This is a genomic window from Stenotrophomonas sp. 71799_Sma (genome assembly GCF_056482505.1).
The window spans coordinates 4039953-4056637 of the sequence record NZ_CM151202.1 but is presented as its reverse complement, the minus strand read 5'-3'; the positions used below and the strand labels follow the sequence as shown (position 1 = coordinate 4056637).

Annotated in this window: 11 protein-coding genes and 1 riboswitch; of the genes, 8 read left to right on the top strand and 3 right to left on the bottom strand. The window is 64.9% G+C overall.

What is annotated here, in order from left to right:
* Positions 1-269 precede the first annotated feature (269 nt).
* The gene (gene ggt / locus ACZK4Z_RS18780; RefSeq protein ID WP_293799347.1) at positions 270-1988 is read left to right on the top strand and encodes a gamma-glutamyltransferase; all 1719 of its coding nucleotides are present in this window, start codon (positions 270-272) and stop codon (positions 1986-1988) included.
* Between the two features lie 558 nt (positions 1989-2546).
* Here the strand turns inward: ggt and ACZK4Z_RS18775 are convergent.
* Positions 2547-4124 carry a BCCT family transporter gene (locus ACZK4Z_RS18775; protein ID WP_049400562.1) on the bottom strand — a complete coding sequence of 526 codons (1578 nt, stop codon included), beginning with the start codon at positions 4122-4124 and terminating at the stop codon, positions 2547-2549.
* Between the two features lie 245 nt (positions 4125-4369).
* A riboswitch (TPP riboswitch) is annotated at positions 4370-4471 on the top strand.
* 82 nt (positions 4472-4553) lie between these two features.
* Here ACZK4Z_RS18775 and thiC point away from each other — a divergent pair.
* From thiC to ACZK4Z_RS18745, 6 genes are all read left to right on the top strand, one after another.
* Positions 4554-6398: a phosphomethylpyrimidine synthase ThiC gene (gene thiC / locus ACZK4Z_RS18770; protein WP_071228157.1), complete on the top strand. Its 1845-nt coding sequence runs from the start codon at positions 4554-4556 to the stop codon at positions 6396-6398.
* 137 nt (positions 6399-6535) lie between these two features.
* On the top strand, positions 6536-7207 hold the full coding sequence (locus tag ACZK4Z_RS18765) for an ion channel (RefSeq protein ID WP_125895004.1): 672 nt from the start codon (positions 6536-6538) through the stop codon (positions 7205-7207).
* Between the two features lie 260 nt (positions 7208-7467).
* Positions 7468-9792, top strand: coding sequence for a winged helix-turn-helix domain-containing protein (locus ACZK4Z_RS18760; RefSeq protein WP_107431606.1), 2325 nt, complete (start codon positions 7468-7470; stop codon positions 9790-9792).
* Positions 9793-9907: 115 nt separating this feature from the next.
* Entirely contained in the window at positions 9908-10807 is a 900-nt protein-coding gene (locus tag ACZK4Z_RS18755) for a helix-turn-helix transcriptional regulator (RefSeq protein WP_032128400.1), read from the top strand.
* A 49-nt stretch (positions 10808-10856) separates the two neighbouring features.
* Entirely contained in the window at positions 10857-13715 is a 2859-nt protein-coding gene (locus tag ACZK4Z_RS18750) for a TonB-dependent receptor (RefSeq protein ID WP_125895002.1), read from the top strand.
* Between the two features lie 170 nt (positions 13716-13885).
* Positions 13886-14095, top strand: coding sequence for a hypothetical protein (locus tag ACZK4Z_RS18745; RefSeq protein WP_032128398.1), 210 nt, complete (start codon positions 13886-13888; stop codon positions 14093-14095).
* A gap of 56 nt (positions 14096-14151) precedes the next feature.
* Here ACZK4Z_RS18745 and ACZK4Z_RS18740 read toward each other — a convergent pair whose 3' ends face one another.
* Complete coding sequence (locus ACZK4Z_RS18740; protein ID WP_100446678.1) at positions 14152-15273, bottom strand: HDOD domain-containing protein; 1122 nt, start codon at positions 15271-15273, stop codon at positions 14152-14154.
* A gap of 152 nt (positions 15274-15425) precedes the next feature.
* The gene (ppa, locus tag ACZK4Z_RS18735) at positions 15426-15962 is read right to left on the bottom strand and encodes an inorganic diphosphatase (protein WP_005410935.1); all 537 of its coding nucleotides are present in this window, start codon (positions 15960-15962) and stop codon (positions 15426-15428) included.
* 184 nt (positions 15963-16146) lie between these two features.
* Here ppa and ACZK4Z_RS18730 point away from each other — a divergent pair, with 184 nt between their 5' ends.
* The gene (locus ACZK4Z_RS18730) at positions 16147-16620 is read left to right on the top strand and encodes a hypothetical protein (protein ID WP_125895000.1); all 474 of its coding nucleotides are present in this window, start codon (positions 16147-16149) and stop codon (positions 16618-16620) included.
* Positions 16621-16685 lie beyond the last annotated feature (65 nt).

Sequence of the window (16685 nt, the reverse complement as noted above, 5' to 3'; positions counted from 1 at the left end):
TCAACCCTCGCAACGGATTTTCCATCGGTTTCCGGTGCATCCAGCGCAATCGCTTGCGGCACAAGGATGGTTGCCGCTGAAAGTGTTTCAGTGAACCCCAATTCACTCCTTTCAGGCCGGCTTTTGCGCGGAATCCGGCGGATTTTCGCCTTGGCGGGTGCGGAGCTTCCGCACCCCATCCCAGGATCAACGTCCATGACCTCTGCCCGATACCGCGTGAAGGCCGCAGCGGCGAAGATCGGGAACCACCCTTCCATCGGAACCCGACCGTGTCCCGACGCCTTGCCCGTTCCCTGCTCGCTGCCGCCGTGCTGGCTGCCGTGCCCGCGCTGTCCTTTGCCGCAGACCGCATCACCGGCCAAACCTTCGCCACCCGCTCGGAGGTGATCGCCCCGCATGCCATGGCCGCCACTTCGCAGCCGCTGGCCACCCAGATCGCGCTGGACGTGATGAAGGGCGGTGGCTCGGCGGTGGACGCGGCGATCGCCGCCAACGCCGCACTCGGCCTGATGGAGCCGACCGGCAACGGCATCGGCGGCGATCTGTTTGCCATCGTCTGGGACCCGAAGACGCAGAAGCTCTACGGCTACAACGGCTCGGGCCGCTCGCCGAAGTCGCTGACTCTGGCCGAGTTCCAGCGCCGTGGCCTGAAGGAGATTCCCGCCACGGGCCCGCTGCCGGTGTCGGTGCCTGGTGCGGTCGACGGCTGGTTCGCCCTGCACGACCGTTTCGGCCGCAAGCCGATGGCCGACAACCTGGCCCCGGCCATCCGCTATGCCCGCGACGGTCACCCGGTGGCTGAAGTGATCGCCTACTACTGGGACCGCTCGGTGCCCAAGCTGTCGCAGTATCCGGGCTTCAAGGAGCAGTTCACGATCAATGGCCACGCCCCGCGCAAGGGTGAGATGTGGAAGAACCCGAATCTGGCCAGTACGCTGCAGAAGATCGCCGACGGCGGCCGTGATGCCTTCTACAAGGGCGATATCGCCCGCACCATCGGCGACTATTTCAAGGCCAACGGTGGCTACCTGAGCTACCAGGACATGGCTGACCACCACGGTGAGTGGGTCGAACCGGTCAGCAGCAACTACCGTGGCTACGACGTGTGGGAGCTGCCGCCGAACAGCCAGGGCATCGCCGCGCTGCAGATCCTCAACGTGCTGGAAGGCTACGACTTCTCGAAGATTCCCTTCGGTTCACCGGAGCATGTGCACCTGTTCGTTGAAGCGAAGAAGCTGGCCTTCGCCGATCGCGCGCGCTTCTATGCCGACATGGCGTTCCAGCCGGCGCCGGTGCAGAAGCTGATTTCCAAGGACTACGCCGCACAGCGCCGCGCGCTGATTTCGATGGACAAGGCGCTGAAGGAAGTGCAACCGGGCACGCCGAAGCAGCTGGAGGAGGGCGACACCATCTACATGACCGTGGCTGACGCCGACGGCATGATGGTGTCGTTGATCCAGTCCAATTACCGCGGCATGGGCAGCGGCATGGCGCCGCCGGGGCTGGGCTTCATCCTGCAGGATCGTGGCGAGATGTTCGTGCTGCAGAAGAATCATCCCAACGGCTATGCACCGGGCAAGCGCCCGTTCCAGACGATCATCCCGGGGTTCATCACCAAGGGCGGCAAGCCGTATGCCAGCTTCGGCGTGATGGGCGGCGCGATGCAGCCGCAGGGCCACGCGCAGATCGTGATGAACCTGGTGGACTTCGGCATGAACCTGCAGGAGGCCGGTGATGCACCGCGCATCCAGCACGAGGGCTCGACTGAACCGACAGGTCAGGCCACGGCGATGACCGACGGTGGTGAAGTGAATCTGGAAACCGGCTTCCCGTATGAAACGGTGCGTGCGTTGATGCGCAAGGGGCATCGCATCGTGTTCGCCGACGGTCCGTACGGTGGGTATCAGGCGATCATGCGTGATCCGGAATCCGGCGTTTACTACGGTGCGTCTGAGAGTCGAAAGGATGGGCAGGCGGCGGGGTATTGAGGTTTCCCGGCCACCGGGCGCAGCCCCCTCCGCGGTGATGGTTCGTGGAAGCGGGATCATGTGATTGGGCCGGGCGGGTGGGCTGGTCGGGGGACGCCGTGAATCCGTCCCTGGAGGCTTGGCCGCGGCATCCATGCCGCGGACACCCCCGCCCAGCCCACCCGCCCGGCCCCTGACAGTTTCCGTGGCCATCACCGCAGGAAAAGAAAAAAGAAGATCAAGAACAAAGGCAACGGCAACAGCCGCGTGCTGTGGGTTGGGGTCGGATCCGTTTTCCACAGGAAAACGGATCCGACCCCTTCTTGTTTTCCGATACACCTCATCCACGCATGGCGTGGATGGACCAACCGTCACACGTAACCTGTCGGGGGTGGGGCGGTGTGGGTAGGCAGGACCGTTGGCGCCATGGATGGCGCCATCGAGCCCCCAGGGACGGGTTTACGGCGTGTCCTGCCTACCCACACCGCCCCGCCCAACCAGCAGAAACCCAGAGCTGCCCTGGCTTTTGAATTTGCACTTGCTTGAAAGAGCGGTGCAGCCGCAGGCTGCAAAACCCACTCAATCCTGATCGTGCGCGCGCGCCGCCTCCGCCTGGGTCTCCTCCTGCGCCGCCATCTCGCGCGCGATCCACGCATCGATCATGTGCCGCTGGCGCTGCGCCTGCCGCCGCTCGCGCGTGTACTCCTGGTCCAGCACCCGGTACAGCGACACCATCACCAGCACCATCAGCAGCGCGAATGGCAACGCCGCAATCGTGATCATGCCCTGCAGTGCATCCAGGCCACCGGCCAGCAGCAACGCCGCTGCAATCAGCGCCACCGCGATGCCCCAGGCCAGCTTGCGCTTCAACGGCGGATCGCCTGCCTCGTCAGTGGACATGCTGGCCAGTACCAGCACCGCCGAATCGGCTGATGTCACGAAGAAGATCATCAGCAGCACCAGTGCGATGCAGGAAAGCAGCAAGGGCAGCGGCATGCTGTCAAACAGGGTGAACAGCACCGTTTCATAGCCATTGCCCAGCGCCTGCACCAGGTCGGCGTGGCCGAAGATCTGCGCCCACAGCGCAGTACCACCAAACACCGCGAACCAGAAGAAGCCCAGCACCGTGGGTGCCAGCACGACGCCGATGACGAACTCGCGGACGCTGCGCCCACGCGAGATGCGCGCGATGAACGAGCCGACGAACGGGGCCCAGGAAATCCACCACGCCCAGTAGAAGATGGTCCAGTCCGCCACCCATGTGCTGCCCGAGAACGGCGACATGCGCAGGCTCATCGTCACCAGCTGGTTGAGGTACGACCCCAGTGTGGTGGTGAACGTATCGAAGATGAATCCGGTCGGACCCAGCACCAGTACGGTGGCCGCAAGAAGCGCGGCCAGCGCAAGGTTGAAGTTGGACAGCCACTTCACCCCGCGCTCGACACCGCTGGCGGTGGAGGCCATGTACAGCACGAACGCGATGGCGATGATGGTCAGCTGCAGTGGCACACCCGCGTGCAGGCCGAACACGCGTTCCATGCCGGCAGCGATCTGGATGGTGCCGAAGCCCAGCGTGGTGGCCACGCCAATGGCAGTGGCAACAACCGCGGCGATGTTGACCACGCGTCCGATCCAGCCGCGATGGTGCCGGCCGATGATCGGTTGCAGCATGTCACTGACCAGTCCACGGCCATTGCGGTTGAACTGGAACCAGGCCATGGCCAGGCCGATCAGCGCGTAGATCGCCCACGGGTGCAGGCCCCAGTGGAAGAATGCATAGCGCATCGAAGCCCGCGCCGCGTCCATGCTCTGCGGTGCGAGGCCTTCCGGAGGCTTGGTGAAGTGGGAAATCGGCTCGGCGGCGCCCCAGAACACCAGGCCGATGCCCATGCCGGCGGCGAACAGCATCGACATCCAGCTGGCGCGCGAGAACTCCGGCTCGGCATCTTCACCGCCGATGCGCAGGTTGCCGAAGCGACCGAATGCCAGATACATCAGGAACGTCAGTGCCAGGAACACGACCAGAAGATAGAGCCAGCCGACACTGCGGATGACATCGGCCAGTACCGACTGCACCACGGTATTGAAGGGGCCGGGTGCAACACCGGCAAGCAGCACCAGAAGCAGAACCAGTGCGATGGAAACGCGAAACACCATGAAGGAGCTTCTCCGATCAAGGGATTGAGGGGAGCGAGCAGAGCTTGCTGCGAGGGGCCGGCGACATGCAGCACAGACCGGGCAGGGGCCGCGAAGGCGGCGGGGAAACACCGGCCGCAGCGGCACGATGCGTGTGCACGTTACTGAATGCGATGTCACGGTTCTGTTAATACAGAAACAGCGGATCCACGCCGTGCGTGGATGGAACAGCCAGGAGCTGCAGTGCGTTCTATGCTCTAATGCACACCAAGAAGCGGGGGTACCGCGGCCATGTGGCCACGGTTGAGACAGTCCCTTGGAACCTGATCCGGCTCATACCGGCGTAGGGAAGCTTTGTAGTGCAGCCATGCCCGGACTCCGCCCAAGGACCGTCCGGGCGCGGCAGCAGTGCGCCGCCGCTTCGTCCCTGACCTTCCTGGACGATGCCCGATGAACGCACAGCTCTCCGCCCTGCAGCAACAGGCCCAGCAACTCTCCGAATCCGTGACCCGGCCCATTCCCGGCTCGCGCAAGATCCACGTGCCCGGTTCACGCCCGGATCTGCAGGTGCCGATGCGCGAGATCGCGCTGACCCGCACGCCGACCTTGTTCGGCGGCGAAGAGAATGCACCGGTGACCGTTTACGACACGTCGGGCCCGTACACCGATCCGGAGGTGCGCATCGATCTGTCCGCTGGTTTGCCGGCACTGCGTCGCGGCTGGGTGGAAGAACGCGGTGATACCGAGCGGCTGGAAGGACTGAGCTCTTCGTTCGGTCGCGATCGCGAGCATGACCCGAAGCTCGATGCGGTGCGCTTCCCCGCGCGCAGCCTGCCTCGCCGTGCGCGTGCAGGTGCCAACGTCACCCAGATGCACTACGCGCGCCGCGGCATCATCACGCCGGAAATGGAATTCGTCGCCATCCGCGAGAACCAGCGGCTGGACGCGATCCGCGATGCCGGGCTGCTGCAGCAGCACCCGGGCGAGGCGTTCGGCGCTTCGATCCAGAAGATCATCACCCCGGAGTTCGTGCGCGACGAAATCGCCCGCGGCCGTGCGGTGCTGCCCAACAACATCAACCATCCGGAAAGCGAGCCGATGATCATCGGCCGCAATTTCCTGACCAAGATCAACGCCAACATCGGCAACAGCGCTGTTTCCTCGGGCATTGCCGAGGAGGTGGAGAAGCTGGTGTGGGCGATCCGCTGGGGCGGTGACACGGTGATGGACCTGTCCACTGGCAAGCACATCCATGAGACCCGCGAGTGGATCATCCGCAACTCGCCGGTGGCGATCGGTACCGTGCCGATCTACCAGGCGCTGGAGAAGGTCGACGGCCGCGCCGAGGCGCTCACCTGGGAAATTTTCCGTGACACGCTGATCGAACAGGCCGAGCAGGGCGTGGATTACTTCACCATCCACGCTGGCGTGCTGCTGCGCTATGTTCCGCTCACCGCCAAGCGGGTCACCGGCATCGTCAGCCGCGGTGGCTCGATCATGGCCAAGTGGTGCCTGGCACACCACAAGGAGAACTTCCTCTACACGCATTTCGAAGACATCTGCGAAATCATGAAGGCCTATGACGTGACCTTCTCGCTGGGTGACGGCCTGCGCCCGGGCTGCATCGCCGATGCCAACGACGCTGCGCAGTTCGGTGAGCTGGAGACGCTGGGCGAACTGACGAAGATCGCCTGGAAGCACGACGTGCAGACCATGATCGAAGGCCCCGGCCACGTGCCGATGCAGCTGATCAAGGAGAACATGGACAAGCAGCTGCGCGAATGCGGCGAAGCGCCGTTCTATACGCTGGGGCCGCTGACCACCGACATCGCACCGGGCTACGACCACATCACCAGCGCGATCGGTGCGGCGATGATCGGTTGGTTCGGTACGGCGATGCTGTGCTACGTGACGCCGAAGGAGCACCTCGGCCTGCCCAACCGCCAGGACGTACGCGACGGCATCATGGCCTACCGCATCGCCGCGCATGCGGCCGACCTGGCCAAGGGACACCCCGGCGCACAGGTGCGCGACAACGCGCTGAGCAAGGCACGCTTCGAGTTCCGCTGGGAAGACCAGTTCCATCTCGGGCTGGACCCGGAGAAGGCCAAGGAATTCCATGATGAGACCCTGCCGAAGGATGCGCACAAGCTGGCGCACTTCTGCTCGATGTGCGGCCCGCACTTCTGCTCGATGAAGATCACCCAGGACGTGCGCGACTACGCCGAGGCCGGCATGAAGGAGAAGTCGGAAGAGTTTCGCGCGGCCGGCGCCGAGGTCTATCACCAGGGCTGACGTGTAACGGGTAGTGCCGGCCGCTGGCCGGCATTCCGTCGTGCGTGGGACCGGGAGAGTGCCGGCCAGTGGCCGGCACTACCGCTCATCACGTCGCTCCCGGCTATCCTCCGCCCATCACCCTGGGGAAGGACGCCATGCCCGTTGCCATCACCACCCGCTGGCTGGCCATTGCCCGCCGCCATCCTTCGGCCTGGCTGCTGGGTGCCCAGTTGATCGCGGTGCTGCTGTATCCCGCACTTGATGACACCGCCGGCGGCCGTGCGGCACTGGGCATGTTCGGCATGGCGGTACTCGGCCTGGCGCTGTGGGTGGTCCAGCGCAGTCCGCTGGGCACCTGGCTGGCACTGCTGCTGGCCATTCCTTCGGTGGTGTTCTCGCTGGCCGGCGCACTGCTGGATCGCAGTGCGCTGCTGACCACCGCGCAGCTGCTGGAAAGCCTGCTGTACTTCTATACGGCCGGTGCGCTCATCGCCTACATGCTCCAGGACCATAAAGTCACCCGCGATGAACTGTTCGCAGCAGGTGCGACATTCACGTTGCTGGCGTGGGCCTTCGCGTTTGCTTTCGCCGTGTGCCAGCAATGGTATCCGGGCAGTTTCCAGGGCACCGGTGGTGGCGCGCAGCGCACCTGGATGGAGCTTCTTTATCTGAGCTTCAGTTTGCTCTCGGGTGTTGGCTTGAGCGACGTTGTGCCACTGCATTCGCAGGCGCGCGCCTTGGTCATGCTGGAGCAGTTTTCAGGCGTGATGTACGTAGCTTTGGTGGTTTCGCGACTGGTTGGATTGACCATGCTGCGGCGCATGTGAAAATGAACGCCAGATAAAAATTTCGCGCCCCGCAGGGCGCGAATGGTGCAGCAAATTATGTGAATGCGTCGGCGAGAGAGAGCCTGGATGTCGACCACGCGATAGGCGAGGTAACCCGCATAGGCTAGTATTCGCCCGCTTCATTGTTTTTGCGGTATGCGCCGATGCTTTGTGCGGAGTCTGGCTTTTTGCTGTTCCCAGGACGGGAGGGTATCGAAGGCAAACGCTGCCCCGGACCTGTCTCTACTGTGTAGCGGAAAATGAACAGCAGTGAAAACCAGCCCCCCGGATTCGATCGGATCCGGATAGGAGAGTGCACTGTCACTCTGTCCTCGCGCGAAGTCGAGGTCGTGGGTGCGCGTCGCCCGCGTCGGCTGACGCCGAAGGCGCTGGGCGTGCTGCGTGTGCTGCTGCGCCAGCCGGGGCGTGTTGTCACCCGCGATGAACTGTTCGCGGAAGTCTGGCCGGACACGCTGCCGACCAATGATGTGCTTACCCAGGCCGTCACCCAGCTGCGCAAGGCGTTCAGCAACGACGACGACAACGGCCAGGCCTATATCGAGACCATCGCCAAGACCGGCTATCGCCTGCTGGTGCCGGTGCAGGTACTGGACGATGTCGAGCCGGCGCCGCCCGCGGGAGCCGATGACGAAATCGTGGACATGCAACCGGCGATGGCCATCGCCGAGATGATGCCGCCACACGTGCAGGCATCGCGCCGCCGCTGGCGCCACGTCCGCCGGCGCGTACTGCTGGTGCTGGGCGTGCTGATGCTGGCCACGGTGGTGGTGCTGACCGCGCTGCTGCTGCGGCGGGCACCGGCCAGCAGTTCAGCTGTGGACGCGGCCGTGGAGAACGGCACGCGCGTGATCGGCAGCCCGCAGCGTCCCTATCGGTTGATCACCGCGACCAGCGGCTTTGAAACCTATCCCACGCTTTCACCCGATGGTTCATTGGTGGCCTATGAGGGCGCCAACGAAGACGGGCAGGGCGGTGGCGCGATCAAGGTGCAGACCTCCGGCAACGCGCCTGCGCGGCAGCTGCTGGCTCCGCCGGCCGGCTCGGTCGATCGCTTCCCGAGCTGGTCGCCGGATGGACGCGAGATCGCCTTCGCGCGGTTCAGCAACAACGGCGGTTGCCAGGTGCTGATCGCCAGCGCGACCGGTGGTGCCCTGCGCCAGGCCACACGGTGCGATGGCACCGAGCTGCTCAGTTTCGACTGGACGCCGGACGGCCGTGGCCTGGTCTTCGGCAGCATGGTGGGGCGCTATGCCCATCGCGGCATCCGCAAGCTTGATCTGGCCAGTGGCCAATGGGAGGCGCTGGACTACGGTGTCGCCGAGGATGACTTCGACTATGCGCCGCGCTACTCGCCTGATGGCAAGTGGCTGGTATTCGTGCGCAATCCGCAGCTGGGCGACCTGTGGCGCATGCCGGCCGCGGGTGGCACGCCCGAGCAGCTGACCAACGAGGCCGCTGAACTGCGTGGCTGGGCCTGGTTGCGTGATGGCCGGACGATCGTGTTTGGACGCCGTGTCGACAGTGAGGTGCGCCTGTACTACCTGGACGTCGAGAGCCGCACGCTGCGCGACGCCGGGCTCGACGACGCACAATGGCCGGCGACGGCGCGCCGCGCGGGCATGCTGGCCTTCGTTCACCGCCGCGCGCAGTTCGGCATCTTCAAGGTGCCGATGGAGGGCGGTTCACCCCCGCAGCGTCTGTTTGCGTCCAGCGGCCGGGATGGGCAGCCGATGGCGGCGCCGGATGGACGCCAACTGGTGTTCACGTCCGATCGTTCAGGCAGCTTCGCGCTGTGGTGGGCGGACATGGAGCGCCCCGATTCGCTGCGGCCTATCGAAGGATTGCGGCCTGAGGCACGTCAGGCACCGGACTGGTCGGCCGACAGCCGGCGGTTGCTGGTGGTCGGGCGCGACGAACACGGACGCACGGTGGTCTATGAGATCGCACCGCGTGACGAACGCGTCCAGCCGTTGCCGGTACCGTCGGAGCAGCCGCTGCAGGCACTGTACGGCGCAAACCCGGACCAGCTGCTGGTAGTCGAGCGCGATGACCAGCAACAGACGCGGCTGAGCCTGTTTGATCGAAGCGTGCAGCCTTGGCGCCGCCTTGCCAGCATCGAGGGCGTGTCTCAGGCGCGGTTCGATCGCAGCAGCGGGCGAGTGCTGTTCACCCGCCTGGCGGCAGGTGGCCTGTGGTCGGTGGATGCGGCGCTGGCGCCAGGCAGCGTGCAGCAGATCAGCGATGACCAGCCCAGCCGGTGGCGGTACCGGGCCTGGACCGTGGCCGGCAACAGTGCGATCGGCTATCTCGGTACGTCCACCCGCTGCGGTACGACACTGGTGCTGATCCAGGCCGGGCGCGAGGAACCGGAACGCTGCCTGGATGCGGAACGCCTCAGTGCCGGCAACGGGCTGAGTGCCGGCGCTGATGGGCGCACCCTGTTCGTGGCAATGGCGGTCAGCGACGGTGCCGACATCGGTGTGATGCGTTTGCCCGAGCGCTCGCCGACGCTGCTTCCGGCGTTCTCCAAGTTGTTGTTGTTCAACGGAAATGGGCCTTCGTAATTTCTTCGTGGCGACCTCGCCGCGAATTCGTGGCGATCTCGTCTGACTTTCCTGACGTGGTGCCGCCTGATTTGGCAAAACGGAGGCCTGTACTAGGCAAATCCGTGGTGCCCCCATGCGTCAACTCTCGCTGGCCGATCGCGGCCAAACCGTCTCTCTGGACCGGTCGCTCGACGATGCTGCGCCGACCTGCCTGGGCGTGGCCCGGCTCGGCAGCCTGCAGACCGCAGGCAGCAGCTTCACTGTGTGGATGCAGGTGCGCGGCAGCTCCTGGGTGGAAGCCAAGGAAGGACGCTTCCGCTTGCGCCAGGGCGAGTGGATCGCCTTCGAGAAGGAGTCGCGGCCGCTGGTGCAGGCCGGTCGCAACGGCTTGTGCGTTGGCCTGAACCTGACGGTCGAAGCGCTGCGCGTGCTGGCCGAGATGGCCGATTGCGGTCTGTATGCCGGGCGTGGGCGCATGAACCGTGGCGATGCCCGCGTTGCGCTGCGCCTGTGGCGCGATGCGCTGGCCAGTGGCCAGCCGGCACAGGCACTGCGCCCGCTGCTGCTGCACCTGGCGGGCCTGCAGCGTGGGCTGGCCGACAATGTGCAGCGTTGCCCGGGGCGCTCGCGCAGCCGCAAGCGCCAGGTGTTCGGCCGCATGCAGCGCGCCCGCCTGTACCTGGAAGGCAACAGCCACCGCGTGGTGCGCATCGGTGAACTGGCCGAGCTGACCAACTTCTCCAGCTGGTATCTCTCCAAGACCTTCCAGAGCCTGTACGAGGAAAGCCCGCAGTCGCTTTCGGCGCGGCTGCGCCTTGAGCGCGCTGCCGACCTGCTGCGTGACACCGACATGATGGTCGGCGAAGTTGCTGCAGCCAGTGGCTTCGACAACTGCTGCAGCTTCGCGCGTGCGTTCCGCGCCCGCTACGGCCAGTCCGCATCGCGCTTCAGGGAGAACGGCGGCTTGCTGCCGCCACAATCTGCAAAGTCTCCGGTTGGTTCGCGCAAATACAGCGCTGCAACGCAATCGTAACGTGCTGGGGTGTTTTAACACGCTGCTAACACGTACCTTGGAGAGATAGATGAACGTTCGTAATCCCGCAGTGCGGCTGGGCCTTCTGCCGGCTGGCATTGCGTTGGCGCTGACGCCCGCCTTTGCTTCTGCACAGGAAGCAAAGGATGCGACCACCCTGGATCGCATCGAAATCACGGGCTCGCGCATCCGCGGCGCCTCGATGGAGACCCAGCAGCCGGTCCTCACCCTGAGCCGTGAGAACCTGGAAAAGCAGGGCTACACCACCGTCGCCGATGTCCTGCAGAACCTGACCTCGGCAGGTTCGCCGGCCATTTCCCGTGCGGACTCGCTGTCCTCCGGCGAAAACGTTGGCGGCTACTACGTCGACCTGCGCAACCTGGGCGCGCAGCGCACCCTGGTGCTGATGAACGGCAAGCGCCTGGGCGCGACCACTGCCGGCTACCAGGATCTGAGCCAGATTCCGATGGCCGCCGTCGAGCGCATCGAAGTGCTGAAGGATGGCGCCTCCGCCATCTACGGTTCGGACGCCATCGCTGGCGTGGTCAATGTGATCACCCGCAAGCGCTTCGACGGTGCTGAAGCCAGCGTCTACGTCGGCCAGTACGGCCGCGGCGACGGCGACACCAACACCTACTCGTTCACCCTCGGCTCCGAAGGCGAGCGTGGCGGCGTGACCCTGTCGGCCGAATACTCCAAGCAGGATCCGGTGTGGGCGAAGGATCGTTGGTTCAGCCGCGACGGCGGCCTGGGCCCGAACACCACCTCCGGTGATTGGAGCCCGCTGAGCCAGAACAGCACCTGGTGCGACCCGCGCGTGTGGGGCGACTGCAAGCCGCGCGCTGCAGGCCAGCCGCAGCCGGAGTGGATGACCCTGAATCCGGGCGGTGACCCGAAGAATGCGGCCGACTACCACCAGCTGACCCCGGCCGAGTACTCCAATGCCAACCAGCAGATGATGGTGCAGACCGGCATCGAGCGTAAGTCCGTGTACGTCAACGGCAGCTACGATCTGGCCGACTCGATCACCTTCAATGCTGACGTGCTGTACAACCAGCGCACCACCGACCAGCAGATCGCGGGTTACCCGTACCAGTCGCTGTCGTTCGGTACCCCGCTGTCGAAGGACAGCGCGTTCAACCCGATCGGTCAGGACGTCGAGTTCCGTCGCCGCCTGTGGGAAGTGCCGCGTACCACCAAGAGCGACCTCAAGACCCTGCGCTTTGCGCCGAGCCTGAGCGGCTTCTTCGAATTCGCCGGCAAGACCTGGGATTGGGACGTCGGTGCGCTGTGGAACCGCAATGAGCTGACCAAGACCGGCTACGGCGACATGAGCCTGATCGCCTCGCGTCAGGCACTGGGCCAGTCGTTCATCAATGGCCAGGGTGTTGCCCAGTGCGGTACTTCTGCCAAGCCGATCCCGCTGAGCCAGTGCCGTCCGTGGAACCCGCTGCTGCCGTATGGCGTCAACGGCCAGGGCTCGCTTGCCGACCGTGATCTGCAGAACTTCCTGTTCCCGACCTACACCGACACCGGTGTGACCAAGACCACCAGCTACACCGCCAACCTGTCCGGTTCGCTGTTCGAGCTGCCGGCCGGTGACCTGGGCGTGGCCATGGGCTACGAGCACCGCAAGGAAGAAGGCCGCTTCGTGCCGGACGCCTTCCGTCAGTCGGGCCAGTCGACCGGCCTGGCGTCGACCACCACCTCGGGCAACTACTCGCTGGATGAGTTCTACCTGGAACTGAACGTGCCGATCCTGTCGGACCTGCCGTTTGCCAAGGAACTGACCTTCAACGTCGCCAGCCGCTACTCCGACTACAGCAACTTCGGTGACACGATCAACTCGAAGTTCGGCCTGGTGTGGCGCCCGATCGAAGAGCTGCTGGTCCGCGGTACCTACGCCGAAGGCTTCCGCGCGCCGACCGTCGACGATCTGTACGGCGGCACCAACTCGAGCTTCGAGCGTTACACCGATCCGTGCGGTTCGACCTCGCCGGGCAACGTCGCTGGCAATGCTGCCTGCGCCGGGGCTGGCGTGCCGGCCAACTACGTGCAGGTCGGCCAGGGCTTCGCGCCTTGCAGCACCTTCCCGTGCGCGACCCCGGACCAGTTCGTCAGCGGTTCGAATTCGGCTCTGAAGCCGGAAACCTCCAAGAGCAAGACGGTTGGCCTGGTCTGGAGCCCGCGTTGGGTGCAGGGCCTGGACATCTCGCTCGACTGGTACCGCTACGAGCTGAAGAACATGATCATCGCTGACAGCGTTGATCGCATCCTGCGTGACTGCTACGTGCTGGGCAACGCAGCTCGCTGTGAAGGCGTCACCCGTGCCGCCGATGGCCATATCGAGGCGCTGACCTACGGCCTGGCCAACCTCGGCTCGATGGAGACCGAAGGCTACGACCTGGGTGTCAAGTACCGCCTGCCGGAACTGTCGATCGGCAAGTTCAGCATCGACTGGCAGACCAGCTACCTGGCCAAGTACGACGAAGCCGGCCAGAACAAGAAGGGTGAGAACATCACCATCGGTCGCGTTGGTGAGCCGGGCCTGTTCCGCGTCCGTTCGAACCTGGGCGTGAACTGGGAGCTGGGTGACTTCGGTGTCAACTGGACTGCTCGTTACTACTCGGGCATGAAGGAAAGCTGCATCGACGACGCATGGTGCGACGCCCCGAACCACTACGCCAATGGTGAGCCGGATCCGCTGCGCCACACCGGCTCCAACACCTTCCACGACGTGCAGGTCAGCTGGAAGGCTCCGTGGGATGCCACCATCGCCCTGGGTGCGAACAACGTGTTCGATCACCGCGGTGCGCTGCAGTACTCGGCGCCGAACTCGAGCTTCGCCTACTACGGTGGCTTCGACGTCGGTCGCTTCCTGTACATGAAGTACACCCAGCGCTTCTGATCGTTCGAAGTGCGATAGCAATACCGGGAGGGCGGACCGCAAGGTCCGCCCTCTTTTTTTGTAGGGGAATTCCGAAATGTCGTGGAAGGTGAGCAGAGTCACGTTCCTGTCGTGTCGTAATCAACACAGTTGCTGGGTCCACTTGCGGACACTTGCACATGGAGAGAGTGATGAAGAGCACGCTGTTGCACAAACTGTCTGCTGCTGCACTGATCTATGCAACATTGGTGGGTGCGGTGTTCGCCCAGACCGGTGGCGTCTGTGGGGGCGGGCTGTACTGCGAAGAGCTGCGCCAGCAATGCCTGGCTGCAGGCAATTCGAAGGTCATGTGCGATCTGCAGTATCGCCACTGCGTGCAGGACGCCTGCGGCGCGCGCTGATGCAAAAAAAGGCGCGCCTTTGGGCGCGCCTTCGAGGTTGTTCCTGCGTTGACAGCTCAGGCCTCGCTGGGTACCAGTCCCATCAACGCATTGGCATGCTCGCGCCACTGCGGCAGCCTGTTGAGTACACCTGCGCGCTGCAGGTAGTCCTCATCCACCGGATCGCCGTTGACCAGCGCCAGCGCCACATGCACCGCACCGGTCACCCAGAAGCTGCGCGTATTGGCGCGCTGCGGCTGCAGGTGGAAGGCAACCGCTTCGATGATCGGCATCGGCAGGCCCCACAGGCCCAGCAGGTAGGCGCCGGCCTCGGCATGGCCGGGGCGGGTGTCACCGGCCAGCGACGGTTCGCTGCGCTCGTTGCGTACGCCGGGCAGCAGCAGGCCGATGTCGGCCAGCAGGGCGGCGGTCGCGCCCAGTTCGGCACTGGATTCGGGCAGCAGGCGCGCGGCCAGGCGCGAGGCGAGCAGGGCGCGCTGCTGCAGCGAATTGCGTTCGGCGGTGGACAACGTGGGTGCGGAAAACACCTCGCTGGCCAGCACCAGGTCGCGCAGCGTCGACAGGCCCAGGCGGGTCACGGCCGTGCGCAGGTCAGCGATGGTGCGTCCCTGGCTGAAGAACGCCGAGTTCGACAGCTGCAGCACCTTCGCGGCAATGGCCGGGTCGGCCGCCACCAGCTTGGCGACGTCGGCGCTGTCAGCGTCGTCGTCATGCTCCAGCGCCTGGGTCAGGCTCAGGTACAGGTGCGGCGGCGAGGGCAGCTTCTCGATACGGCCGATGGCATCGCGCAGGCGTGGGCTGTCCAGTACTTCGCGCAGCTCTTCCAGGCTGGTCAGTGCCTCCAGCAGCACTTCCGGTGCCAGTGGCAACGGCAGGAAACGGTGGGCGACACCGATCAGGCGTGCCGGCGGCGGCCGGTTGCCATGCTGGGCATCCACCAGCGCAATGCGGATGGTTTCCGGGCGCAAGGTCCGGATCTGGCCCAGCAGCGTGGTGGCATTGAGGTCCGGCAGCTGCGGGCAGACGATCACCGCATCCACGCCCTGCGTAGCCACCGCGGTCATCGCGGTCTGGCCATCAGTGGCGGTCAGCGGCTGCCAGTCTTCCCCAAGATCGGCAATGAATTCGGTCAGCTCGGCCGGCAGGCTGGCTGCATCCCCAACAAGCAGAATACGCACGACACATTCCCCTGGCTGTCTCGACGATGGATGTCGACGACGTGTGAAGTGACGCAATTTACCTAATACGGCGGCACGTGTGATGTGCCGTCGTCATGAAACGTGACCCGCATCGCTCCAGCGGGGTGCCGCCGGAGCGATCCGGTTCAGGCTCAGGCCTTGCTGTCGAGATGGCGCTGGTGCGCCTCGATCAGGATCTGCTTGGCCTCAGCGGCGCCGCCCCAGCCGTCGAGCTTGACCCACTTGCCCTTCTCCAGGTCCTTGTAGTGCTCGAAGAAGTGGCCGATGCGCTCCAGCCAGTGGCTGGACACCTGGGCGATGTCTTCGACGTGGGCATAGCCACTGAAGATCTTCGACACCGGCACGGCCAGGATCTTCTCGTCGCTGCCCGCCTCATCGCTCATCTTAAGCACGCCGACCGGACGGCAGCGCACGACCGAGCCCGGCACCAGCGGCAGCGGCAGCACCACCAGCACGTCGGCCGGATCGCCGTCGCCGCACAGGGTGCTCGGCACGTAGCCGTAGTTGCAGGGGTAGCGCATCGGGGTGGACAGGATACGGTCGACGAAGATCGCGCCGGTTTCCTTGTCCACTTCGTACTTCACCGGCTCCGAGTCCTTCGGGATCTCGATGATGACGTTGATTTCTTCCGGCGGGTTCTTGCCGGGCGAGACGAGTTCCAGACCCATGGTCGTGCTCCAGGTGGGGGATGTAGACGGATAGCCCCCCATTTTATGCCTTTGCCGGGCGCTGTGCAGAGGGAGGGGCCGACGGCGCTGCGGGGCGGGGGCCTACCGGGCAGGCCGGGATTGGCTGATGGGGGCGGCCGGCATGGGAGCGCAGGCTGGACCAACCTTCCCAAGGAGTCTGCCCATGAACGTGTCTGCCCTGTCGTTTGGCCTGACCTGCATGTTGCTGGTTGCGCCTTTGGCCCAGGCGTCCCCTTATGTCGACCTGATCGACTACCCGCACCAGGAGGCCAACTGGGACCGCTTCTTTGCCCTGGAAGGCCGTTTGCAGCATGGCTTCGATGCCATCTGTGGCGACACCTTCTGCGAGGGCGAATACAGCGATATCCGCGCCCTGCGCCTGCGCTGTTCGGTGGATGCGGTGCGGGGAACCGTGCATGAATGCCTGTGGGCATTCGCCGCCAGCGATCTGGACGTGTCCCGCAACGATGGCGCGATCGTGGCCCGGCAACCGACCTGGCTGTGCCGCCTGCCGCTGGTGGCGGGAACCCCGGTGGAAGCCTTCCATGCCGCGCTCGCCGCACGCAATCCACTGCATGACCCGCTGCCGGGGACCTCGCAGAGCGTCTATGACGGGCTGACCGGATGCATCCATTGATGAGAACGTGACTGATTCTCATTAACGGAGTAGCATGCGCCGCGCCTTCCGTCTGTCGTCCCGGT